This window comes from Streptomyces sp. NPDC107546 (assembly GCF_055639175.1).
The window spans coordinates 59,843-80,148 of record NZ_JBVKBA010000028.1 but is presented as its reverse complement, the minus strand read 5'-3'; the positions used below and the strand labels follow the sequence as shown (position 1 = coordinate 80,148).

20 protein-coding genes are annotated in these 20,306 nt (G+C 71.7%); 11 read left to right on the top strand and 9 right to left on the bottom strand.

What is annotated here, in order from left to right; genetic code table 11:
• Positions 1 to 89: 89 nt before the first annotated feature.
• Positions 90 to 1,154 (bottom strand): non-homologous end joining protein Ku, encoded by a 1,065-nt coding sequence (gene ku, locus ACZ7L1_RS30745; RefSeq protein ID WP_471441695.1) that lies wholly within the window; start codon positions 1,152 to 1,154, stop codon positions 90 to 92.
• Positions 1,155 to 1,216: 62 nt separating this feature from the next.
• On the opposite strand from ku, the gene ligD reads away from it, so the two are divergent.
• Positions 1,217 to 2,098: a non-homologous end-joining DNA ligase gene (gene ligD / locus ACZ7L1_RS30740; protein WP_471441693.1), complete on the top strand. Its 882-nt coding sequence runs from the start codon at positions 1,217 to 1,219 to the stop codon at positions 2,096 to 2,098.
• A 100-nt stretch (positions 2,099 to 2,198) separates the two neighbouring features.
• On the opposite strand, the gene ACZ7L1_RS30735 is transcribed toward ligD, so the two are convergent.
• Positions 2,199 to 3,002, bottom strand: a complete 804-nt coding sequence (locus ACZ7L1_RS30735; RefSeq protein WP_471441691.1) for a nuclease-related domain-containing protein — start codon at positions 3,000 to 3,002, stop codon at positions 2,199 to 2,201.
• A gap of 97 nt (positions 3,003 to 3,099) precedes the next feature.
• Between ACZ7L1_RS30735 and ACZ7L1_RS30730 the strand changes: the two genes are divergently transcribed.
• The 6 genes from ACZ7L1_RS30730 (at position 3,100) to ACZ7L1_RS30705 (ending at position 9,197) form a co-directional block, all read left to right on the top strand.
• Positions 3,100 to 3,606 carry a protein-tyrosine phosphatase family protein gene (locus ACZ7L1_RS30730; RefSeq protein WP_471441689.1) on the top strand — a complete coding sequence of 169 codons (507 nt, stop codon included), beginning with the start codon at positions 3,100 to 3,102 and terminating at the stop codon, positions 3,604 to 3,606.
• A gap of 63 nt (positions 3,607 to 3,669) precedes the next feature.
• A complete protein-coding gene (locus ACZ7L1_RS30725) occupies positions 3,670 to 4,476 on the top strand; it encodes a hypothetical protein (protein ID WP_471441688.1) in 807 nt (268 codons plus the stop codon).
• The gene (locus ACZ7L1_RS30720; protein ID WP_471441686.1) at positions 4,473 to 5,753 is read left to right on the top strand and encodes an ATP-binding protein; all 1,281 of its coding nucleotides are present in this window, start codon (positions 4,473 to 4,475) and stop codon (positions 5,751 to 5,753) included. The genes ACZ7L1_RS30725 and ACZ7L1_RS30720 overlap by 4 nt, the downstream gene beginning before the upstream one ends.
• A 50-nt stretch (positions 5,754 to 5,803) precedes the next feature.
• Positions 5,804 to 7,177, top strand: coding sequence for an FtsW/RodA/SpoVE family cell cycle protein (locus tag ACZ7L1_RS30715; protein WP_471441684.1), 1,374 nt, complete (start codon positions 5,804 to 5,806; stop codon positions 7,175 to 7,177).
• A complete protein-coding gene (locus tag ACZ7L1_RS30710; RefSeq protein WP_471441682.1) occupies positions 7,174 to 8,649 on the top strand; it encodes a penicillin-binding transpeptidase domain-containing protein in 1,476 nt (491 codons plus the stop codon). The genes ACZ7L1_RS30715 and ACZ7L1_RS30710 overlap by 4 nt, the downstream gene beginning before the upstream one ends.
• A 59-nt stretch (positions 8,650 to 8,708) precedes the next feature.
• Positions 8,709 to 9,197 (top strand): DUF3291 domain-containing protein, encoded by a 489-nt coding sequence (locus ACZ7L1_RS30705; RefSeq protein ID WP_471441680.1) that lies wholly within the window; start codon positions 8,709 to 8,711, stop codon positions 9,195 to 9,197.
• Here the strand turns inward: ACZ7L1_RS30705 and ACZ7L1_RS30700 are convergent.
• Together ACZ7L1_RS30700 and ACZ7L1_RS30695 are read right to left on the bottom strand one after the other, a co-directional pair.
• Positions 9,142 to 9,780: a Uma2 family endonuclease gene (locus ACZ7L1_RS30700; RefSeq protein WP_471441678.1), complete on the bottom strand. Its 639-nt coding sequence runs from the start codon at positions 9,778 to 9,780 to the stop codon at positions 9,142 to 9,144. The two genes, ACZ7L1_RS30705 and ACZ7L1_RS30700, sit on opposite strands and share 56 nt — an antisense overlap.
• A gap of 81 nt (positions 9,781 to 9,861) precedes the next feature.
• Positions 9,862 to 10,974, bottom strand: a complete 1,113-nt coding sequence (locus tag ACZ7L1_RS30695; RefSeq protein WP_471441676.1) for a ferritin-like domain-containing protein — start codon at positions 10,972 to 10,974, stop codon at positions 9,862 to 9,864.
• Positions 10,975 to 11,111: 137 nt separating this feature from the next.
• Here ACZ7L1_RS30695 and ACZ7L1_RS30690 point away from each other — a divergent pair, with 137 nt between their 5' ends.
• From ACZ7L1_RS30690 to ACZ7L1_RS30675, 4 genes are all read left to right on the top strand, one after another.
• The gene (locus ACZ7L1_RS30690; protein WP_471441674.1) at positions 11,112 to 12,041 is read left to right on the top strand and encodes an AurF N-oxygenase family protein; all 930 of its coding nucleotides are present in this window, start codon (positions 11,112 to 11,114) and stop codon (positions 12,039 to 12,041) included.
• Positions 12,042 to 12,228: 187 nt separating this feature from the next.
• Positions 12,229 to 12,954, top strand: a complete 726-nt coding sequence (locus tag ACZ7L1_RS30685; RefSeq protein WP_471441672.1) for a TetR/AcrR family transcriptional regulator — start codon at positions 12,229 to 12,231, stop codon at positions 12,952 to 12,954.
• 10 nt (positions 12,955 to 12,964) lie between these two features.
• Positions 12,965 to 13,279 carry a hypothetical protein gene (locus tag ACZ7L1_RS30680; RefSeq protein WP_471441670.1) on the top strand — a complete coding sequence of 105 codons (315 nt, stop codon included), beginning with the start codon at positions 12,965 to 12,967 and terminating at the stop codon, positions 13,277 to 13,279.
• A 102-nt stretch (positions 13,280 to 13,381) separates the two neighbouring features.
• Positions 13,382 to 14,377: a coiled-coil domain-containing protein gene (locus ACZ7L1_RS30675; RefSeq protein ID WP_471441668.1), complete on the top strand. Its 996-nt coding sequence runs from the start codon at positions 13,382 to 13,384 to the stop codon at positions 14,375 to 14,377.
• Here the strand turns inward: ACZ7L1_RS30675 and ACZ7L1_RS30670 are convergent.
• The 5 genes from ACZ7L1_RS30670 to ACZ7L1_RS30650 all read right to left on the bottom strand — a co-directional run bounded on the left by ACZ7L1_RS30670 (position 14,350) and on the right by ACZ7L1_RS30650 (position 20,288).
• Complete coding sequence (locus ACZ7L1_RS30670) at positions 14,350 to 15,603, bottom strand: styrene monooxygenase/indole monooxygenase family protein (RefSeq protein ID WP_471441666.1); 1,254 nt, start codon at positions 15,601 to 15,603, stop codon at positions 14,350 to 14,352. The genes ACZ7L1_RS30675 and ACZ7L1_RS30670 overlap by 28 nt on opposite strands.
• Positions 15,604 to 15,789: 186 nt before the next feature.
• The gene (locus tag ACZ7L1_RS30665; RefSeq protein ID WP_468250881.1) at positions 15,790 to 16,428 is read right to left on the bottom strand and encodes a GTP-binding protein; all 639 of its coding nucleotides are present in this window, start codon (positions 16,426 to 16,428) and stop codon (positions 15,790 to 15,792) included.
• On the bottom strand, positions 16,409 to 16,810 hold the full coding sequence (locus tag ACZ7L1_RS30660; RefSeq protein ID WP_471441664.1) for a DUF742 domain-containing protein: 402 nt from the start codon (positions 16,808 to 16,810) through the stop codon (positions 16,409 to 16,411). Before ACZ7L1_RS30660 ends, ACZ7L1_RS30665 begins: the two co-directional genes overlap by 20 nt.
• A complete protein-coding gene (locus ACZ7L1_RS30655) occupies positions 16,807 to 17,310 on the bottom strand; it encodes a roadblock/LC7 domain-containing protein (protein WP_471441662.1) in 504 nt (167 codons plus the stop codon). The genes ACZ7L1_RS30660 and ACZ7L1_RS30655 overlap by 4 nt, the downstream gene beginning before the upstream one ends.
• Positions 17,307 to 20,288, bottom strand: coding sequence for a sensor histidine kinase (locus ACZ7L1_RS30650; RefSeq protein WP_471441660.1), 2,982 nt, complete (start codon positions 20,286 to 20,288; stop codon positions 17,307 to 17,309). The genes ACZ7L1_RS30655 and ACZ7L1_RS30650 overlap by 4 nt, the downstream gene beginning before the upstream one ends.
• Positions 20,289 to 20,306: the final 18 nt, after the last annotated feature.

Genomic DNA, 20,306 nt, shown 5'->3' with positions numbered 1-20,306 from the left:
GAACTGCTGGACCGGCACCTGCACCACCTGCCACCAACCCCTGCCCAGCAGAGCCACGCCAAGATCAAGAAAGACCTAACGGAGTCCTACTAGGCCCCCTTCGCGGTCGCCTTCTTCGCCGGTGACTTCTTCGCCGCCGTCTTCTTGGCTGCCGTCTTCTTGGTCGCGCCTTGCTTGGTCGTGGTCTGCTTCGTCGTGCTCTGCTTGGTCGTGGTGCGCTTGGTCGCCGTCTTGTTCGCCGTGGTCCCCGACTTCGCCGCCGTCTTCTTCGCCGTCGGCGCCCTCTTCTTCCCGCCGGTCTCCTTCGGCTCCGCACGCGCCGCCTTCCGCTGCGGCAACCGTCTGACCTCGGCCTTCTGCTCCGCCCCCTGCTCGCCGGCCCCCCGTGCCTCCTTGGCCGCGCGCACGCTCTTCTCCAGCGCCGCCATCAGGTCGAGCACCTTGCCGCCCTCGGGCGCCGGCGCCGTCGGCGGTTCCTTGCCCTCCGCCTTCGCCGCGATCAGTTCCTCCACCGCCGCGCGGTACTCGTCGTGCAGCTCGTCCAGGTCCACCTCCCCCAGCGTGTCCATCAGGGCGTCCGCCAGGTCCAGCTCCTTGTCCCGGACCGTGACGTTCCCCTCCGGTGCCACGCCCTCCGGTGCGCGGATCTCGTCCGGCCACAGCAGGGCGTGCATGGCGAGGACGTCGCCGACCGCGCGCAGCATTCCGAGCCGTTCCCGGCCCCGCAGGGCGAACTTCGCGATCGCCACCTTCCCCGTGCGTCCCAGCGCCTCGCGCAGCAGCGTGTAGGGCTTGGCGGCCGGGGTGCCGTTCGCGCACAGGTAGTACGCCGTGTCCATCTGGAGCGGGTCGATCAGGTCCTCCGGGACGAACGCCACGATCTCGAGCGTCTTGGTGGTCGGGATGGGCAAATGGGACAGGTCCTCGTCCGTGATCGGGATGACCGAGCCGTCCGCGTCCTCGTACCCCTTGCCGATCTCCGCCTGCGCCACCTCGCGGTCCTCCAGTTCGCAGAACTTGCGGTACCGGATCCGGCCGCCGTCCTCCAGATGGATCTGACGGAAGGAGATCGCGTGGTTCTCGGTGGCGTTCATCAGCTTGATGGGGATGCTCACCAGGCCGAACGAGATGGCGCCGTTCCAGATGGATCGCACGTTCCGCCCCTTTTCCGGATAGGTCGGGCGATTTCATAGGGTTCTCGTGGGATTCTCATCGTATGACGCCGATCACAGAGGTGGAGGGGCGACGGCTGGCGCTCAGCAACCTGGAGAAGGTGCTCCATCCCGCGACCGGCTTCACCAAGGGCGAGCTGCTGCACTACTACGCGACCACCGCCGGCGCCCTGCTGCCCCACCTCCGCGACCGCCCGCTGTCCTTCCTGCGCTATCCGGACGGGCCGGACGGACAGCTGTTCTTCGCCAAGAACGTGCCGCCGGGTACGCCCGACTGGGTCACCACGGCCGAGGTGCCGCGTACGGAGGGCGCGGCCCGCATGGTGCTGATCCAGGACCTGGCCAGCCTGATGTGGGCGGCGAACCTCGTCACCGAGTTCCACACCCCGCAGTGGCGCATCGACACGCCGGACATCGCCGACCGGCTGGTCTTCGACCTCGACCCGGGCGCACCGGCGACGATCGTCGAGTGCTGTGAGGTCGCCCTGTGGCTGCGGGAGCGCCTGGCGGCGGACGGGATCGAGGCGTACGCGAAGACGTCCGGCTCCAAGGGGCTGCATCTGCTCGCCACCGTGGAACAGACGCCTTCGCAGCGGACCACGGACTACGCCCGGCAGCTCGCCGTGGAGGCGGAGAAGGCGATGCCCCGCCTCGTCGTCCACCGTATGACCCGCAGTCTGCGGCCCGGGAAGGTCTTCGTGGACTGGAGTCAGAACGCGGCGCGCAAGACCACCGCCACTCCGTACACACTGCGCGCCCGGGCGGAGCCCACCGTGTCGGCGCCGGTGACCTGGGAGGAGGTGAGGGACTGCGCCTCGCCCGGCAGTCTCGTCCTCCGCGCCGCGGACATCGCTCCCCGGTTGCAGGCGTACGGGGACCTCATGGCCGCGCTCTGCGATCCGGATCAAGCGGTTCCACTGCCCTGAGGCCGAGCGGTTCCACTGCCCTGAGGCCGAGCGGTTCCGCTGACCTGAGGCCGAGCGGTTCCCCTGCCCTGCGGCCCTGCTGTGTCCCGTCGCCCTACGGTCACACCCGGGACCACGTGTGCCGGTCACGTGCCATCGCGTGCAGCGCCTCCACGTCCGCCGGCTTGAGCATGCCGCCCAAGCGGGCCAGGGCGGGCAGGTCCGTGTCCTTCAGGACACGGATCTTGCGCAGCGGGGTCGTGATCTCCAGGCGGGCGGGCTCCGTGACGATCAGGAGCGGGTGGACCTCGGCCGTCAGCGCGTACGACGCCCGGTCCGCGTCGGCGCTCACCTGGCGCAGCAGCGGCCGCGCCTCCTGGCGACCCACGGTCACCATCGGGTCGGCGATCAGGACCCGCTGCCTGCGGGCGTGGAGGGAACGCACCGCGAACAGGCCGCCGGGGCCGATCGCCAGGTGGTGGATGCGGTCGCCGCCGGGCAGCGGCACCGAGTGCAGGGTGCGCCAGCCCGCGCCCTCCAGACCGTCCAGCGCCTCACCGACCGCCTGCTCGGCGGCGAGCGCCCGGCGCCGTGGGTCCGGGCGCAGCCGGTGGGTGGGGCCCGGGTCGCGGTCCAGGGCGATCAGCAGGGCCTCGCCGGGCCGGTTCGGTGCCAGGTCGTCGTCCGGGTGGAGGGAGAGCCTGGCCAGCTCCGCGGGGGTGGGCGCGGGGGGCGGCCCGACCGTCACCGGGCCCGTCACGAACGGGCCGAGCGCGTCGAGCACGTCCTCGCGCAGGTCCTCGCTCAGCAGGTTGACCCGCCCGGTCTCGCGGTCGTACCAGGCGATGTTCCGCCCGTCGGTGCCGCACACGTACAGGCGTTCCTGTCCGTGCCGCCAGGCCGGTACGACGCGCAGTCCGTCCATGCGCCATCACCCCTCGACCATGGGAACAGGCGGGGTGCTCCGGGGGCAAGAACCCGGCTACCTTTGTGAGCAGTTGGGGACTCGGTGGGAGGCGCCGTTGCGGACCCGCAGAAAGCAACCCGATGTTCCGGCTCCCGAGAGCCCGTGGAGCGAGATCGTGCCCGGTCTGTGGATGGGCGGCCACGAGTTCAGGGGGCGCTCCGGGGAGCGGGAGTTCGCCGTCGTACGTGATGAGTTCGATCTGGTGCTGACCTTGTTGCGGCTGCCCGGGCACGGGCCTGACGACGGGGTCGAGCACCATGTGTGGCCGATCCCGGACGGCCCGCTGGACGGGACGCAGCTCGCCGGTGTGATGCGACTGGCGCAGGCCGCCGACGACGCGCTGGAGGACGGGCGCCGGGTGCTCGTCCGCTGCTACCACGGGTACAACCGTTCGGGTCTGGTCGTCGCGCATGCGCTGGTCCGGGCCGGGCACACCCCCGAGGAGGCGATCCGCATGATCCGCGCCCGGCGCGGGTCCTGGGCGCTGCACAACGAGCTGTTCGTGGAGTACCTGCGGGCGGGCCTGGACACCGCCCGCCTCCTGGAGGAACTCGCGGAGTAACCTCACTGGCCGGTCGTAGAGTGAACAACCGGTCATCAGGTGAGCAAAAAGGACGGACGCCCCGTGTGCCCCAGCAGCCGTCGCGTGTGCACGGCGTTCCCCGGCGGTCGCGTGCGCGCGGCCCTCGGCGTCGCCGTGGCCGCCCTGCTGCTGGCCGGCTGCGGCGACTCCGGTGCCCTGCGCGGCGCGGGCCCGACCCCCACCGCCGTCGGCCCGGTGCGGCTGTGGCCCCAGCTGCCGCCCGCCTCCACGCCCGCCCTGGACTACGGCGAGGCGGACACCGAGACCGTCAAGGGCATCACCGTTGCGGGTGATGACATCCGCCGGGTGGATCCCCTGGACGTCGTGCGCGCCGAGGTCGCCGCGCACCCGGACGCGTACTCCGGCCCGCACGCCGCGTACGCCGAGACGCGCGAGCGGCTGAAGGACTGCGGCGCAGCGGGCCCGAAGGGGCCGCGGTGCCCGGTCCTGCGGGCGTACTACCGCGACCTCACCGGCGACGGCCAGGACGACATGGTGCTCGGCATCCGCTTCCCCGACGACCAGCTGGCGGTGCGCGTGTACACCGTCGAGCACCACCGGCTGGTGCAGGTCATGGGCACCTCGGACAGCGTGATCGGCGTGGAGCTGGCGGGCCGGACCGTGATCATCCGCTCGCCGTCGACGCTGCCGGGCTACGAGTTCCGCACGGAGTGGACCTGGGATCCGCACCAGCACGCGATGCTGGCGACCCGGGACGAGATCGTGCGGGTGGGCACCGCGCCCCCGCGTCGGCCGGTCACGCCGGCCCCGTCCGCCTCTCCCCGGGCCACGCCCGTCCCATCCGTCTCCCCCTCGGCCACGCCCGTCCCGCCGGAGAGCGCCCGATGAGGTCCCTCGGCCGCACGCTCGGCCGGCTGCCGCGCTGGACCGGCACGCTGACCTGGAAGGCGGCCGCCTTCATCACCGTCATGTGCTGTGGTCTGGCCGCGCTGCTCGGCGTGCTCGTCCACGTCCAGGTCACCGACCGGACCGTCGGCGAGGCCCGCGGCCGGGCGCTGGCCCGGCTGACGGAGGCGGCGCAGGCGTACGAGGCGGGCGACCGGCTGCCGCACGGTGCGGGCGTCGACCCGCCGGGACTGCCGGCGCCGCTGCGGGAACTGGCGGCGGACGGGTACCGGGGCACGATGGTCGCCACCGGCGATCCGCAGCCCACGATGTGGGCGGCGGGCCCGGCCGACGGCGGACGGGCACTCGCCGTGCAGGTCGACTACGCGCAGGGCGCCCGCATCATCGACGCCCTGGACGAGGCGATCGTGTGGTCCTCGGCGCTGGCGAGCGGCGCGACGCTGTGCGTAGGAGCGTTCGCGGTGACCCGGGTGACCCGGCGGCTGCAGGCCACCGCGCAGGTGGCACGGCGGATCAGCGCGGGCGACCTGGACGCGCGCGTGAACGACCGGCGCGCGAGGAACCCGGCGCGCCCGCAGGACGAGGTGGCCGCGGTGGCGGGCGCCCTGGACACGATGGCGGCCACGCTGCAGGGCAAGCTGCTGAGCGAGCAGCGGTTCACCGCGGACGTGGCGCATGAGCTGCGTACCCCGCTGACCGGGCTGCACGCGGCGGCCGAGCTGCTGCCGCCCGGGCGGCCGACCGAGCTGGTGCGGGACCGGGTGGCGGCGCTGCGCACGCTCACCGAGGACCTGCTGGAGATCTCCCGCCTGGACGCGGGCGGCGAACGCCTCGAGCTCGCCGAGGAGCGGCTCGCGCCGCTGGCGCAGCGGGTGGTGCGGGCCTCCGGCACCCCGGTCGAGGTCCGGGTGGTGCGGGACGCGTGCGTGGCGACCGACCGGCGGCGGCTGGAGCGGGTGCTCGGCAATCTGGTGGCGAACGCGCACCGGCACGGGCGGGGCCCGGTGGTGCTGACGGTCGACGGTGCACGGGTCACCGTACGGGACCACGGGGACGGTTATCCGGAGTACCTGCTGGCGCACGGGCCGCAGCGGTTCCGCACCGAGGGCGGCGCGAAGGGGCACGGCCTCGGGCTGACGATCGCGCTCGGGCAGGCGGAGGTGCTGGGCTCCCGGCTGGAGTTCGCCAACGCGCCGGACGGCGGGGCCATGGCCACGCTCTCCCTCCCGCAGACACCAAGGAGTACCGGATCGGGCTGATTGCCTCTGCATAACGGGACATACCGCTCGCCGCTTGCTACGTTCCGCACATGATCCCGCCCGGAACGCCAGGAGCGAGGACCGTGACGCCGGCGGACGTCCCCGCCCCCGCGCTGCGCCTGCCCCGGCGCCGGGGAACCGAGTTCGGCCTGATCGTCCTCGCCGTGCTGCTGTCGGTGTACGGCTACTGCGCCGTCGGCCTCGCCCGGCACGGCACCCTCCCGCCCGGCGCGCTCCGCTACGGCGCCGGGCTCGGCGTGCTCGCGCTGCTCGCGCACGGCGCGGTGCGGCTGCGCGCCCCCTGCGCCGATCCCCTGCTGCTGCCCATCGCGGTACTGCTCAACGGCGTGGGCCTGGTGCTGATCTACCGCCTCGACCTGGAGACCCCGGGCCACCGGGCGGCCCCCACCCAGCTGTCCTGGTCGACGCTCGGCGTGGCGCTGTTCACCGCCGTCGTCCTGCTGCTGCGCCACCACCGGGTGCTCCAGCGCTACACCTACCTGTGCGGGGGCGCCGCCCTCGCCCTGCTCACCCTGCCGATCTTCTTCCCGGCGGTGAACGGCGCGCGGATCTGGCTTCGGGTCGCCGGGTTCTCCATCCAGCCGGGCGAGTTCGCGAAGCTGCTGCTCGCGGTCTTCTACGCCGGGTACCTGGCCGCCAACCGGCAGGCGCTGGCGTTCACGGGCCGCAGGGTGTGGCGGCTCCAGCTGCCCACCGGGCGGGTCCTCGGCCCGGTGGTGGCGATCTGGCTGCTGAGCGTCGGTGTCCTCGTCCTCGAGCGCGACCTCGGTACCTCGCTGCTGTTCTTCGGGCTGTTCGTGGTGCTGCTGTACGTCGCCACGGGCCGCACCGGCTGGATCGCGGTCGGTCTGCTGCTCGCGATGGCGGGCGCGTTCGCCGTGGGCCGGTTGGAGCCGCACGTGCACGCCCGGATCGAGGACTGGCTGCACCCCTTCGCGTCGATCGAGGCGGGCCAGGGCGCGGGCCAGCTCGCCCAGTCGCTGTTCGCGTTCGCCGCCGGCGGCGCGCTCGGCACCGGGCTCGGCCTCGGCCACTCGGTGCTGATCGGCTTCGCCGTGAAGTCGGACTTCATCCTGGCGACGGCGGGCGAGGAGCTGGGTTTCGCCGGCCTGTGCGCGCTGTTCCTGCTCTACGCCCTGCTGGTGGAGCGCGGCTACCGGGCGGGGCTGGCGCTGCGGGACCCGTTCGGGCGGCTGCTCGCCGTGGGGCTCGCGTCGATCGTCGCGCTCCAGGTGTTCGTGATCGCGGGCGGGGTGACGGGCCTGATCCCGCTGACGGGCATGGTGATGCCGTTCCTGGCGCAGGGCGGTTCGTCGCTGGTGACCAACTGGATCATCGTGGCGCTGCTGATCCGGATCAGCGACTCGGCCCGTGGTCAGTACGACCGGACGGCCCCCTCGTGAGCAGGTACATCCGCCGGGCGGCGGCCCTGTGCGCGGTACTGCTGATCGCCCTGCTGGCGAACGCCACCCGGGTGCAGATCCTCGAGTCCGCCCGCTACGAGGACAACCCCGCCAACCGCCGGCAGACGATCGCCCGCTACGGCGGTCCCCGCGGTGACATCCTGGTGGACGGCCGCCCGGTGACCGGGTCCCGGGACACGGGCGGCATGTTCCGCCACGCCCGCACCTACACCGACGGGCCGCTGTACGCGCCGGTCACCGGCTTCGCCTCCCAGGTGTACGGGACAACGCTGCTGGAGCACACCGAGGACGCGCTGCTGTCGGGCACCGACCCGCTGCTCGATCCGTTTCCCCTGTGGAACGGTGTCCTCAGGAAGCGCATCCCCGGCGGCCATGTCGTCACCACGCTGAACGGGGCGGCGCAGCGGGCGGCGTACCAGGGGCTGGCCGGGCGCGCGGGCGCGGTCGCCGCGGTCGACCCGACGACGGGGCGGATCCTGGCGCTGGTCTCGACGCCGTCGTACGACCCCGGAGAGCTGTCCGGGACGTCGCCGTCCGTGGCCCGGGCCTGGAAGCGGCTGAACGGGGACGCGGCGCGGCCGATGCTCAACCGGGCGATCCGGCAGACGTATCCGCCCGGTTCGACGTTCAAGGTGGTCACGGCCGCGGCGGCCCTCGAGGCGGGAGTGGTGACGGACCTCGACGAGCCGACGGACTCCCCCGACCCCTACCGGCTGCCCGGCTCGACGACCGAGCTGACCAACGAGACCGACGACTGCGCGGACGCGTCGCTGCGGTACGCCTTCACCTGGTCGTGCAACACGGTGTTCGCCAAGCTGGGCGTGGAGGTGGGGCTGAAGAACATGACGGGCACGGCGGCGAACTTCGGCTTCAATGAGCGGAAGCTGAGGGTGCCGTTCGCGGTGGCGCCGAGCACGTTCGACGCGAAGCTGGACGCCTCGCAGCTGGCGCTGTCCTCGATCGGGCAGTTCGAGACCCGGGCGACACCGCTGCAGATGGCGATGGTCGCGGCGACGGTGGCCGGCGGGGGCGATGTGAAGGCGCCGTACCTGGTGGAGCGCACGACGACCAAGGACGGCGAGACGGTCTCCACCGCCACGCCCCGCACCCTGCACCGGGCGATGAGCGCCACCACCGCGGAACAACTGCGGGAGATGATGACGGACGTGGTGCAGGAGGGCACGGGCCGTAACGCGGCGATCCCCGGCGCCCGAGTCGGCGGCAAGACGGGCACGGCCCAGCACGGCGTCGACAACTCCGGGAAGCCCTATGCCTGGTTCATCTCCTGGGCGCAGGCGGACGACGCGCTGGAGCCGGCGGTGGCGGTCGCGGTGGTCGTGGAGGACGCGGCGGGCCGGCAGGGGGAGGTCAGCGGGGGCGGGGACGCGGCGCCGATCGCGAAGGCGGTGATGGAGGCGGTGCTCAACTCCCGCCCCAGCGGTAGGAATTGAAGTCCGCTTGCTGAGACGGGGGCTGTCACCCGACGTGACGCCGACCTACCGTTCGGTGCATGACGACCGATCAGCCGCACTCCGCCCACGAACTCGCCGAGGTCAACATCGCCCGGCTCAAGGCACCACTGGACTCACCGCAGTTGAAGGACTTCGTGGAGGCACTGGACCCGGTGAACGCGACGGCGGACGCGGCCGACGGTTTCGTGTGGCGGCTGCAGAGCGACTCGGGCAACGCCACGGACATCCCCGTCCTCGGTGACGAGTGGCTGATCATCAACATGTCGACCTGGCGGGACACGAACGCCCTGACAGCGTTCATGTACCAGGGGCAGCACCGGGAGATGCTGGCGCGGCGCCGGGAGTGGTTCGAGCGGCTGGAAGAGGCCGTGACGGCCCTGTGGTGGGTCCCGGCGGGCCACCGCCCGACGGTGGCGGAGGCGGAGGAGCGGCTGCTTCACCTCCGCGCGCACGGGCCGACGGAGTACGCGTTCACCCTGCGGACGTCGTTCCCTCCGGGGGAGGGGCGACCGGTGGCCGGCGGTTGATGGCGGTGAGGTCGACGGTGAGGGGGAAGGGTACGGTCAGTTCCAGCTTGTCGTGGAAGATGCCGGTCAGGCCGTAGGCCTGGGTTGCGGGGTCGAGTTCGTAGACGTACACCACCGGAAGACCCTGGTTCTCTTCGACGCGCCAGTAGTGCGGGATGCCCGCCCGCGCGTACTTCCGCGGTTTCACCTCCCGGTCCCGGTCTTCCGAGTCCTCCGAGACGACCTCGACAGCGATGACGACGTCTTCCGGCCGGTACCAGGTCTGCCGCGGACCGGCATCGGCGTCCGCACGGAAGACCAGGACGTCGGGCTCCGGTCGATTGCGCTTGTCGAGCTTGATGGTCATCTCCCGGATGACGTCGAGCTCGACCGGCACCTGGGCCAGCAGGGTGTGCTCCAGCAAGCGCATGGCACGCGAGTGGAAAGCGGTCTGCGGACTCACGAAGACAAGACTCCCGTCGATCAGCTCCGTGTGCGGAGGGAGATTGGGAAGCTTGTCGAGGTCGTCCGCCGTCCAGCCACCCTCCGGCGGACGAGCCCACTCGTAGTCCTCGTCCAGCCCGTAGTCACGTCCGGCGCTCATGATTGCTCCCATGCGGCGGAGTCTGCCTGGCACAGCCAGCGTACCCAGGGGAATATGCCGATTCGCCCGTCGATCGAGTGATCAGCCGCCGAGACGTTGCCCCTCCTCGATCGCCTGCTCCACCTCGGCGACCCGTTCCCTCTCCTCCGCCGCGAAGCGCTCCGCGTCCAGCTTCTCGGCGATCTCCTCGTCCTGCGCCATCAGCAGGTCCAGGTTCGAGTCGCCCATCTCGAAGACGCCCATGTCGACGTAGGCCTGCTGGAGACGCTTGCCCCACAGGCCGATGTCCTTCACGCACGGGACGATGCGGCTGAACAGCAACTGGCGGAACAGCTGGAGGAACTCGGACCTCTCGCTGTACGCCTCCGCCTCGGCCTTGGGGATGCCGAAGTTCTCCAGCACCTCCACGCCGCGCAGCCGGTCCCGCATCAGGTAGCAGCCCTCGATGACGAACTCCTCGCGTTCGCGCAGTTCGGCGTCCGTGAGCTGCTTGTAGTAGTCCCGCAGCGCCATACGGCCGAACGCCACGTGCCGGGCCTCGTCCTGCATGACGTAGGCGAGGATCTGCTTGGGCAGCGGCTTGTCGGTCGTGTCCCGGATCATGCCGAAGGCGGCGAGCGCCAGACCCTCGATGAGCACCTGCATGCCGAGGTACGGCATGTCCCAGCGACTGTCCCGCAGGGTGTCTCCGAGGAGTGCCTGGAGGTTGTCGTTGATCGGGTAGAGCATCCCGATCTTCTCGTGCAGGAAACGGCCGTAGATCTCCGCGTGCCGCGCCTCGTCCATCGTCTGGGTCGCCGAGTAGAACTTGGCGTCCAGGTCGGGAACCGACTCCACGATCCGCGCCGCACACACCATCGCGCCCTGCTCGCCGTGCAGGAACTGGCTGAACTGCCAGGAGGCGTAGTGCCTGCGCAGCTCGCCCTTGTCCTTGTCGGTCATCTTCGCCCAGTACGGCGTCCCGTACAGCGTCATCGCCTCGTCCGGCGTGCCGAGCGCGTCGTACGGGTCCACCTCCAGGTCCCAGTCGATCCGCTTCTGCCCGTCCCACTGCTTGTCCTTGCCCTTCTGGTACAGGGCCAGCAGCCGGTCGCGCCCGTCGTCGTACTCCCAGCTGAAGCGGGCCGCGCCACTCGCGGGCACCTGCCAGAGGGGTTCCTCCGGCTCCTTGGCGTACAGCTCAAACGTCGGCATGAGCACACGCTCACATGAGGTAGACGCGGCGTCAACAAGTGGAACGCAAGGGATTGACGACCTTGCTGACAAGCAGTCTCATAAGACGGTGACCGCGGGTAACAGGCGGCCCGTACGACGAGGTGGTGGGCACAGCGATGACGACCGTGACGGAGGCAGACGTGCTGCGCGACGCGCTCGGACTGCTCAAGGACCGGGAGCAGGTGGCGGAGCGACTCCTCGCCTCCTCCGCCAAACACTCCTTCGACCCGGATGAGGAACTGGACTGGGACGCGCCCTACGAGGAAGGAAAGTGGTTCTGGCCCCCGGAGCTGGTGTCGCTGTACGACACACCGCTGTGGCGGCGGATGAGCGAGGAGCAGCGGATCCGGCTCTCCCAGCACGAGGCCGCGGCGCTCGCCTCGCTCGGCATCTGGTTCGAGATCATCCTGATGCAGTTGCTGGTCCGACACATCTACGACAAGGCGGCGACGAGCGCGCACGTGCGGTACGCGCTGACCGAGATCGAGGACGAGTGCCGGCACTCGAAGATGTTCGCCCGGCTGATCGCGCACGGCGACACGCCCTGGTACCCGGTGAGCCGGCTGCACCAGAACCTGGGCCGCGTCTTCAAGACGATCTCGACCACGCCGGGCTCCTTCACGGCCACGCTGTTGGGCGAGGAGGTCCTGGACTGGATGCAGCGGCTGACGTTCCCCGACGATCGGGTGCAACCCCTGATCCGCGGGGTCACCCGTATCCACGTGGTCGAGGAGGCCCGCCACGTCCGTTACGCCCGCGAGGAACTGCGCCGCCAGATGCTGACCGCTCCCCGGTGGTCGCAGGAGTTCACCCGCATCACGTCCGGCGAGTTCGCACGGGTGTTCTCGGTGGCCTTCGTGAACCCGGAGGTCTACACGAACGTGGGCCTGGACAAGCGCGAGGCGATGGCCCAGGTGAGGGCGAGCGGCCACCGCCGGGAGATCATGCAGACGGGAGCGAAGAAGCTGACGGACTTCCTGGACGACATCGGGGTGCTCAGGGGTGTGGGCCGACGGCTGTGGAGGTCGTCGGGGTTGCTGGCATGAGTACGTCTCTGGTTCGGGCCGGCATTTTCAGCCCGTCGTAGGGATCGCCCCGCTCGAGCGAAGGCGAGCGTGGGGGAGATTGAGGACGAGGCCGGTCAGGCCGATGGGGGTCTGGGGCGCAGCCCCCGGCACGACCGCTGCAGCTCCGGGTGCCTCGTCCTCCCGGCAACACGATTACGCTGCGAACATGACCTCCGAGGCCGGCACGCGCGCGTACCGAAGGCTCAGCGTGGAAGAACGCCGCAGGCAACTCCTCGACGCCGCGCTCACCCTCTTCGCGCACCGCGCCCCCGAGGAGGTCTCGCTCGACGACGTGGCGGAGGCGGCCGGCGTCTCCCGCCCCCTCGTCTACCGCTATTTCCCCGGCGGCAAGCAGCAGCTCTACGAGGCTGCCCTCCACTCCGCCGCCGACGACCTGAGGCAGTGCTTCGCCGAACCCCCCGAGGGCCCGCTCAGCCACCGCCTCGCCCGCGCCCTCGACCGCTACCTCGCCTTCGTCGCCCGGCACGACGCCGGTTTCAGCGCCCTGCTCCAAGGCGGCAGCGTGGTCGAGACGTCCCGCACCACCGCCATAGTCGACGGCGTGCGCCGGGCCGCGGCCGAGCACATCCTCAACCACCTCGGCGTCGAGGACCCCGGCCCCGGGCTGCGGATGACCGTACGAATGTGGATCACCTCCGTCGAGGCCGCCTCCCTCATCTGGCTCGACCAGGACAAGCAGCCCCCGGTCGAGGAGTTGCGGGACTGGCTGGTGGAGCAGTTCGTGGCCGGACTGGTGGCCACCGCGGGACGTGATGCGCAGACCGCCGCCGTGGTCCGCTCCGCGCTGGCCCTGGAGAGCGCCGAGGGCCCGGTCGGCGCCCTGGCCCGGCGCGTCCTGCCCGTGCTCGGCGACGCCGGTCACCTGCTGTGACACTGGTGCCGTGAAGAGCCAAGACACCCCGTTCGTCGGCGGCCCCCTGGACGGGCGCGTCCTGCCCGTCCTGCTCGGCCTCACCGGCCACCCCCCGAAGACGTACCGCGTGCCGGTCCCGGACGCGGCCGGCGGTCCGCCCACCGTCCTCGTCTACCGTCGCGTCCAGGCGGGTCCGAGCGGCAGGTTCGGTCTCCACCCGGGCTGGAAGTACGAGTACGACCCGGAGGGGGACACCGGCGGGCGTCTGCGGTGGCCTTGGTCGAAGCCACGCCGGACGCCGGGCGCCACGCCGGGAGGCGGCCCGGACACCGCCCACGAGTGACCTTGCTGCGCCGAACCGACCACTCGGCGCGCGCACGGGCCGCACCCGTCTCATCCTGCCGGTGCCAGGTGGAGGGACCATCCGGCATCCGGAGGTGATGACATGTCAGAAAGGTTGCGGCGCCTGGCGGGTACGGCGGCGGTGACCACGTGGGCCCTGCTCGCCGCCGCGCCGGAGATCGCCGTCCCGGACGCCGTGCCCAGTGCCACGGCCCAGCCGGACCCCGTCCCGAGCACCACGGCCCAGCCGGACCCCGTCCCGAGCACCACGGCCCAGCCGGACACCCGGCCGAGCACGACGCCCCCGCCGGACGTGACTCCCAGCACCACGGCGCAACCGGACCCGACCCTCAGCGCCACGGCTTCACCGGACCCCGCCCCCACCACCGCGGTCCAGCCGAGCACCCCACCCGTCGCCCAGCTCCTGACGGATCTTCAGCAGCTCTACCGTGCGGCGGAGCAGGCCACCGGGACCTACAACGCCACCACCGAGAAGCTGAAGCAGCGCCAGGCGGAGGTGGCCCGACTCGACGGGCAGCTCGCCAGGACCCGGCTCGACCTGCAGAGCAGCCGCGTCGCGGCCGGCCGGCTGGCCCGACAGCAGTACCAGGGCAGCACGTCCCTCTCCCCGTACGTACGCCTGCTGTTCGCCCGCGATCCGCAGCACGCGCTCGACGAGGGCCATCTGATCGGCCAGTTGACGCGGGAGCGGGCCGCGACCGTGAACCAGCTGGCCGTCGCCGAGAGGAGCGCCGACGCCCTGGCCCGCGCGGCCCGTAAGGCGCTGGACGACCAGCTCACCCTCACCGACCAGCAGAAGAAGGCGCGGGAGGACGTCGAACAGCGGCTGAAGGACGTCGAGAAGCGGCTCGCCTCCCTCACTCCCGAACAGCTGGCCGCCCTGGCCCGGTACGAGCAGGAAACGGCCGCGGCGGCCCAGCGGACGGCCCCGGCCTCCGGTGCGCCCGACCCGGAGCGGACGGCCCCGGCCTCCGGTGCGCCCGACGCGGAGCGGACGCCGACGGCCGAGGGGCCGACGGCGTCCGCCACCGTGCGCCCGGAGGCGTCAGGTCAGGCGCCTGCCACCGACGCCAGGTAGGCCTCGGCCTTCTCCGGCTCGTAGAAGAAGTTCTCGAAGTCCGAGGGATCGTTGAACCCGTTGGCGATCCGGTGCGCCACCGGCGGCATGGCCCCCGCCGCTCCGATCAGGTTCAGCACGTGCTCCGGCGGCACGCCCAGCATCGCGTTCGTCCACTTGGTCACGTGGCGCGCCGTCTCCCAGTAGCGGTCGAACGTCTGCTGCATCCACGCCTCGTCGAATTCCTTGTCCCCGCGTTCGAGGATCGAGGCCAGATACGCGGCCGCGCACTTCGACGCCGAGTTGGAGCCCTGCCCGGTGATCGGGTCGTTCGCCACGACCACGTCGGCGACGCCGAGCACCAGTCCGCCACCGGGCAGCCGCCCGATCGGCTTGCGCACGGTGGGCGCGTACCGCCCCGCCAGCGTGCCGCCCGCGTCGGTCAACTCCACCTTGGTGGCCCGCGCATACTCCCAGGGAGTGAACTTCTCCATGAGTTCCAGGGTCAGGGAGAGGTGCTCGCCGGGGTCCTTGACGCCCTTGAAGACGTCGAGCGGGCCGCCGGGTATGCCCTCCCAAAACAGGATGTCCGCGCGGCCGGAGGTGGTGAGCGTCGGCATGACGAACAGCTCGCCGACGCCCGGAACCAGGTTGCAGCGGACCGCGTCGAAGTCCGGGTGCTCGGGGCGCGGCCCGAGGCCGTGGACGTACGACACGGCGAGCGCGCGCTGCGGCTCGCTGTACGGGGACCGCTCCGGGTCCCGGGCGAACATCGACACCAGCTCGCCCTTGCCGGCCGACACCAGCACCAGGTCGTACGTACGGGAGAAGTAGTCGAGGTCGGAGACCGCCGCGCCGTGGATGACGAGCTGGCCACCGCGCTGCGCGAACGTCTCCATCCAGCCGGCCATCTTCAGCCGCTGGTCGACCGACTGCGCGTACCCGTCGAGCTTCGCCACCCAGTCGATCGCGCGCTGCGACGGACCCGGATCGAACGAGCCGGGAGCGGCGACGGACACGCCGAGTCCTTCGATCTTCGGGGCCTGGGACTCCCAGAAGTTCAGCTTCAGGTCGCGCTCGTGCTGCAACGCCGTGTCGAACATGCACTGCGTCGACATGACTCGACCGGTACGGATCTCGTCCGCGGTCCGGTTGGACATCAAGGTGACCTCGTACCCGTGCGACTGGAGGCCGAGGGCGAGCTGGAGTCCGGACTGGCCGGCTCCGACGACGAGTATCTTCCGCATGCGGGTGGTGCTCCCTATCTTTTGGCTCGTTCGCCTCCGGGGCGCTGAAGCCGGTGTCGAGGGCCCGATCGCGCTCAGCCCTTCGGGCCTCCGCGCTCCCCCAAGCTCTCGACTTCGCTCGAGCAGGGGGAGCCCCATGGTCCTTCGACACCGGCGCGCCCCTTCGGCTCGCTCACTGCCGGGGGACTACTCGGGGGTGACGTCCAGCGCGTGGCCGACGAGGGCCAGGAGGGTCTCGATCACCGAGATCCGGCGGCGCGCATCCATGATCATGACAGGTATGTGTGCGGGAATAGTGAGGGCCTCGCGCACATCCTCGGGTTCGAACCGCTCACTGCCGTCGAAGTGGTTGACGGCGACCATGTACGGCAGGCCGCTGCTCTCGAAGTAGTCGAGCGCCGGGAAGCAGTCCGCGAGCCGCCGTGTGTCGGCCATGACGACCGCTCCGATCGCGCCGCGCACCAGGTCGTCCCACATGAACCAGAACCGCTGCTGGCCCGGCGTACCGAAGAGGTAGAGCACCAGGTCGTCGTCGAGCGTGATGCGGCCGAAGTCCATGGCCACGGTGGTGGTGAGCTTGTCCGGGGTGTCGGTGAGGTCGTCGGTCTCCTCACTGGCCTCGGTCATCAGCGCCTCGGTCTGCAGGGGCGTGATCTCCGAGACGGCGCTCACCAGCGTGGTCTTGCCGACACCGAAGCCGCCCGCCACTACGATCTTCGTGGCTATCGGGGCACGCGTACGGTCCGTCTGCCAGGCCTTCAGTTCCTCGTCGGGCTCGACGAGTCGGTCGACGCCCGGGGCGGCGTCAGAGACGACGGAGTCCACTCAGCACCCTTTCCAGCAGAGCGCGGTCCGGCGCTCCCGTGCCGTGACCGGTTCCGTACACACGGATCTTTCCCTGGTCCGCGAGGTCGCTCAGGAGCACGCGGACCACCCCGAGCGGCATCTTCAGCAGTGCCGCGATCTCCGCCACCGTGCGCATACGGCGGCACAGTTCGACGATGGCCCGCATCTCCGGCATCACGCGGGTGGACAGTGAACCATTCGTCAGTTCCCGCCGTTCCTCGGGGGCGTCCAGGGCCGCGACGAAGGTCTCGACGAGCAGGACATGGCCGAAGCGGGTACGGCCCCCGGTGAGGGAGTAGGGGCGTACGCGGGCGGGTTTGCGCTCACCGCCGCGGACGGGAAGTTTCTGTGTCCCGCTCATCGGGCGCTCCCTGCCGACTCGGCCTCGAGGGACCTGCGCAGCTCGCTGCGGAGTTCGGGCGTCAGGACGTGTCCGGCCCGGCCGACGAAGAGCGCCATGTGGTAGGCCACCACGCTCATGTCGCAGTCCGCGGAGCCGTGCACGCCGAGCAGGGAGCCGTCGCTGATGGACATGACGAACAGGCTGCCCTCGTCCATCGCGACCATCGTGTGCTTGACCCGACCGGCGTCCATCAGCTTGGCGGCGCCGATGGTGAGGCTGCCGATGCCGGAGACGATGGTGGCGAGGTCGGCGGCGGACCCCTTGGGGCCGCTGGGCCTTCCGTCGCGGCCGGCGCGGGCTTCCACCACCCGGCCGGGGTCGGACGAGAGCAGAAGCAGGCCGTCGGAGGAGACCACCGCGACCGACAGGATGCCGGGCACCTCCTCCACCAGGTTGGTCAGCAGCCAGTGCAGGTTACGGGCTTCACTGCTCAGTCCGAAGGTACTGGACGCGGTCAACTGCTTGCCTCCTCGACTGTGCCCCCCGATGATTCAACGTCCTGTGCGGTGCCGGGTGTCGTGTGCTGAGGTGAGGCCGTGGGCCGGTGCCCGGGTGCCTTGGTCTCCCCCGTCCGCTCGGAGATCTCCGCCTCGACGTGGCGGAAGCCCTCCTTGGCTCCCCGGTGGAACCCCCCGAGCCTGCGGCGCAGCGCCTCGGCGTCCACACCGCCGGCGCGCGGCCGCGGGGCCGGAGCGGGCGCGGAGATCTTGGGGGTGCGCTTGGGGAGCCCCTTGGCGGTGAGCCGGGGGGGCTCGGGCTCCTGAGGCACCTCGGGCTGCTGGAGCGCCTCCGGCGGCTGCGGCACGGGCGGCTGCGGCGCGGTGGTGTGGGGCGGCTGCGCGGGGGGGCGCGGCTCGCCGTCGTCCACGGTGCGTTCGTGGCTCTCCGAGCCGATGGCGTAGCGGTCGGCCGCCGCCTGCGCGGGGATGTCGGCGGTCGCGGCGGGTTCCTCCGCCCGGGGCGACGGCTCCACGCGGGGCGACGGAAGGAACAGCTCCATCGTGGTCTCGGGACCGAACTCGGGCTCCACGGCGGGCTCCGGGCCGGCGGGCTCGCGTACGGACTCGGCGTACGGTGCGCCCCAGTCGTCCGGTGCGGGTTCGGCTCGCGGTGCGCCCCAGTCGTCCCCTACGGGTTCCTCACCGTGGGCGGGCTCCTGCCGCTGCTCGCTCTCCTCCCGCTCCCGTACGGCCTCCTCCGCCGCCGTGATCAGAGGGTCCTCGTCACCCCCGGGCCTCCCCGGCGCGAGCCGCGCACGGCCGCTGAGGACGTTGGAGTTGACCTCCGCGTCCGCGCCGGGCAGCGAGAAGGAGGGCACTCCCCCGGCCACCGGGGTCCCGGCGGGTACGGCCGCGGCCGGTGCCTCGGCGAGCAGCGGCTTCGGCAGGACCACGACGGCCGCGATGCCGCCCTGCTTCTGCTCCCGCAGCTGCACCCGCACCCCGTGCCGGTGGGCGAGGCGGGCCACCACGTACAGGCCGAGCCCGAGGCCCTCGCCGCTCTCCTGGTCGTAGGAGTCCTCCGGGTCGAAGGCGGCGAGCCGGGCGTTGAGCCGGCTCATCCGCTCGGCGGCCATGCCGATGCCCTCGTCCTGCACGGAGAGCATCACCTCGCCGCTCTGCAGGAGCCAGCCGGAGATCTCGACGGGGACGTCGGGCGGCGAGAACGAGGTGGCGTTCTCCAGGAGTTCGGCCACCAGGTGCGACAGGTCGTCGGCGGCGAACCCGACGACGTGCGCGTGCGGGGGCAGTGCGGCGATACGGACGCGCTCGTAGCGCTCGATCTCGCTGACCGCGGCGCGCACCACGTCGACGAGCGGCACCGACCCGGCGTGCTGCTGGACGTGTTCGGCGCCGGCCAGGACGAGGAGGTTCTCGCTGTGGCGGCGCATGACCGTGGCGAAGTGGTCGAGCTTGAACAGCGTGGACAGCCGCTCCGGGTCCTGCTCCCGCTCCTCCAGGCCCTCGATGACGGTCAGCTGGCGCTCGACCAGGCCGAGGGTGCGCAGGGCGAGGTTGACGAAGGTGGAGTGGATGCTGTGCCGGACCTGCTGCAGGTGGGCGGCGGCCTGGGCGAGTTCGGCGCGCAGCCTCTCGCGCTCGTCGGCCATGGTCTGCCGCTGGCCGACGAGGTGCCTGCGGTCGGTCTCCAGGGTCGAAAGGCGCTCCTGGAGGGCGACGGCGTGCGCGTGCAGGGCGTTGACGGAGCGGACGACCTGCGCGAACTCGTCGTTGCGGCCGGTGAACTTCACCGGTTCCTCGCCGGCCGGGTCGGCGGCCACGCGCGCGGTGCCGAGGCGGAGCACCGCGAGCGGGCGGGTGAGACTGCGGGCCATGGCCATGGCGATGCCGACGGCGACCAGCAGGAGGGCGCCGAGGACGGCGATGCGGATCTCCAGCGCGGTGACGTCGTCGTCGCGCAGCTGGGCGAGGTCCTTGCTGCGGGCCTCGTAGAGGGAGGACTCGACGCCGCGCATCAGGTCGACGCGGGCGGACAGCGCGGCGTCGACCTTCTTGGTGCTCAGGTCGAGGTCGCTGTCGGAGAGGGTGGGCTGGTCGGTGAGGGAGGCGAGGTACTTCTCCGCGGAGGACACCTCGGGGCCGGTGACCGTGGAGTCGTAGGAGGACTTGGCCGCGGCGGGCGCGGTGTCGTGGAAGCCGGCGATCGCCGCGTCCGAGCGGACGGCGGCCTGCTGGGCGGCGGCGGTGAGCGCGTCGCGCTGCTTGGTGTCGGCGGCCGAGGAGGTGCTGGTGGTGGTCGGCAGGCCGGTGACCGGGCTGATGACGGTCCGGGTGCTGTGCGGGATGTTCAGGGCCGCGAGGAGCAGTCCGCGGGCGGCGGCGGCCTGCTGCACGGCGGTGTCGAGCTCGGCGAGGGAGTGGGCGCCGGAGCCCGCGCGCGGCGGCATCTGTTCGGCCAGCTGCTCGGCGAGGGCGTGCAGCTCGGTGATGGCGGCGGAGTACGCCTGATGCGCCTGGAGAGCGGTGTTCTTGCCGGTGAGCGCCGCTCGCCGTACCGCGGCCACGTCGTCGAGGTCCTTGCGCAGTCCCGCGGAGAGGTCCGGGTTGGCGCGCAGGTCCTCGATCTCCCGGTCGACGCGGGCCTGCTGCTGCTCGGCGGGCGCCTTGGACCCGGGGCGTCCGGCGGCCACGTACGAGGTGACCTCGTCCCGTTCGTCGGCCAGCGAGTGGGCGAGGACGAGCGCGTCCTGAGTCTGCTCGGCGAGCGTGACGAGGCCCTGGGAGTCGTGCAGCTGCCCGGAGGCGGCGACGACGCTCGGCGCCCCGGCCCCGGCGATGGCGGCGGCGACCACGGCGACGGCGACGATCAGCCGATTGCGCACATGGGCCGGGCGGCCGTGGCCGGCGGACTCGGACGAGGCCCCCTGCGCGGGGGCCGTCTGCTTGCCTGTGCTCCGAGGCCGCGTCTTCTGCACCGGTGCTCGCACTTCCTC

Coding starts and splice junctions, on each gene's coding strand:
- ligD (WP_471441693.1), top strand. CDS start 1,217: ATGACGCCGATCACAGAGGTGGAGGGGCGACGGCTGGCGCTCAGCAAC.
- ACZ7L1_RS30735 (WP_471441691.1), bottom strand. CDS start 3,002: ATGGACGGACTGCGCGTCGTACCGGCCTGGCGGCACGGACAGGAACGC.
- ACZ7L1_RS30720 (WP_471441686.1), top strand. CDS start 4,473: ATGAGGTCCCTCGGCCGCACGCTCGGCCGGCTGCCGCGCTGGACCGGC.
- ACZ7L1_RS30715 (WP_471441684.1), top strand. CDS start 5,804: ATGATCCCGCCCGGAACGCCAGGAGCGAGGACCGTGACGCCGGCGGAC.
- ACZ7L1_RS30705 (WP_471441680.1), top strand. CDS start 8,709: ATGACGACCGATCAGCCGCACTCCGCCCACGAACTCGCCGAGGTCAAC.
- ACZ7L1_RS30700 (WP_471441678.1), bottom strand. CDS start 9,780: ATGAGCGCCGGACGTGACTACGGGCTGGACGAGGACTACGAGTGGGCT.
- ACZ7L1_RS30695 (WP_471441676.1), bottom strand. CDS start 10,974: ATGCCGACGTTTGAGCTGTACGCCAAGGAGCCGGAGGAACCCCTCTGG.
- ACZ7L1_RS30690 (WP_471441674.1), top strand. CDS start 11,112: ATGACGACCGTGACGGAGGCAGACGTGCTGCGCGACGCGCTCGGACTG.
- ACZ7L1_RS30685 (WP_471441672.1), top strand. CDS start 12,229: ATGACCTCCGAGGCCGGCACGCGCGCGTACCGAAGGCTCAGCGTGGAA.
- ACZ7L1_RS30675 (WP_471441668.1), top strand. CDS start 13,382: ATGTCAGAAAGGTTGCGGCGCCTGGCGGGTACGGCGGCGGTGACCACG.
- ACZ7L1_RS30670 (WP_471441666.1), bottom strand. CDS start 15,603: ATGCGGAAGATACTCGTCGTCGGAGCCGGCCAGTCCGGACTCCAGCTC.
- ACZ7L1_RS30660 (WP_471441664.1), bottom strand. CDS start 16,810: ATGAGCGGGACACAGAAACTTCCCGTCCGCGGCGGTGAGCGCAAACCC.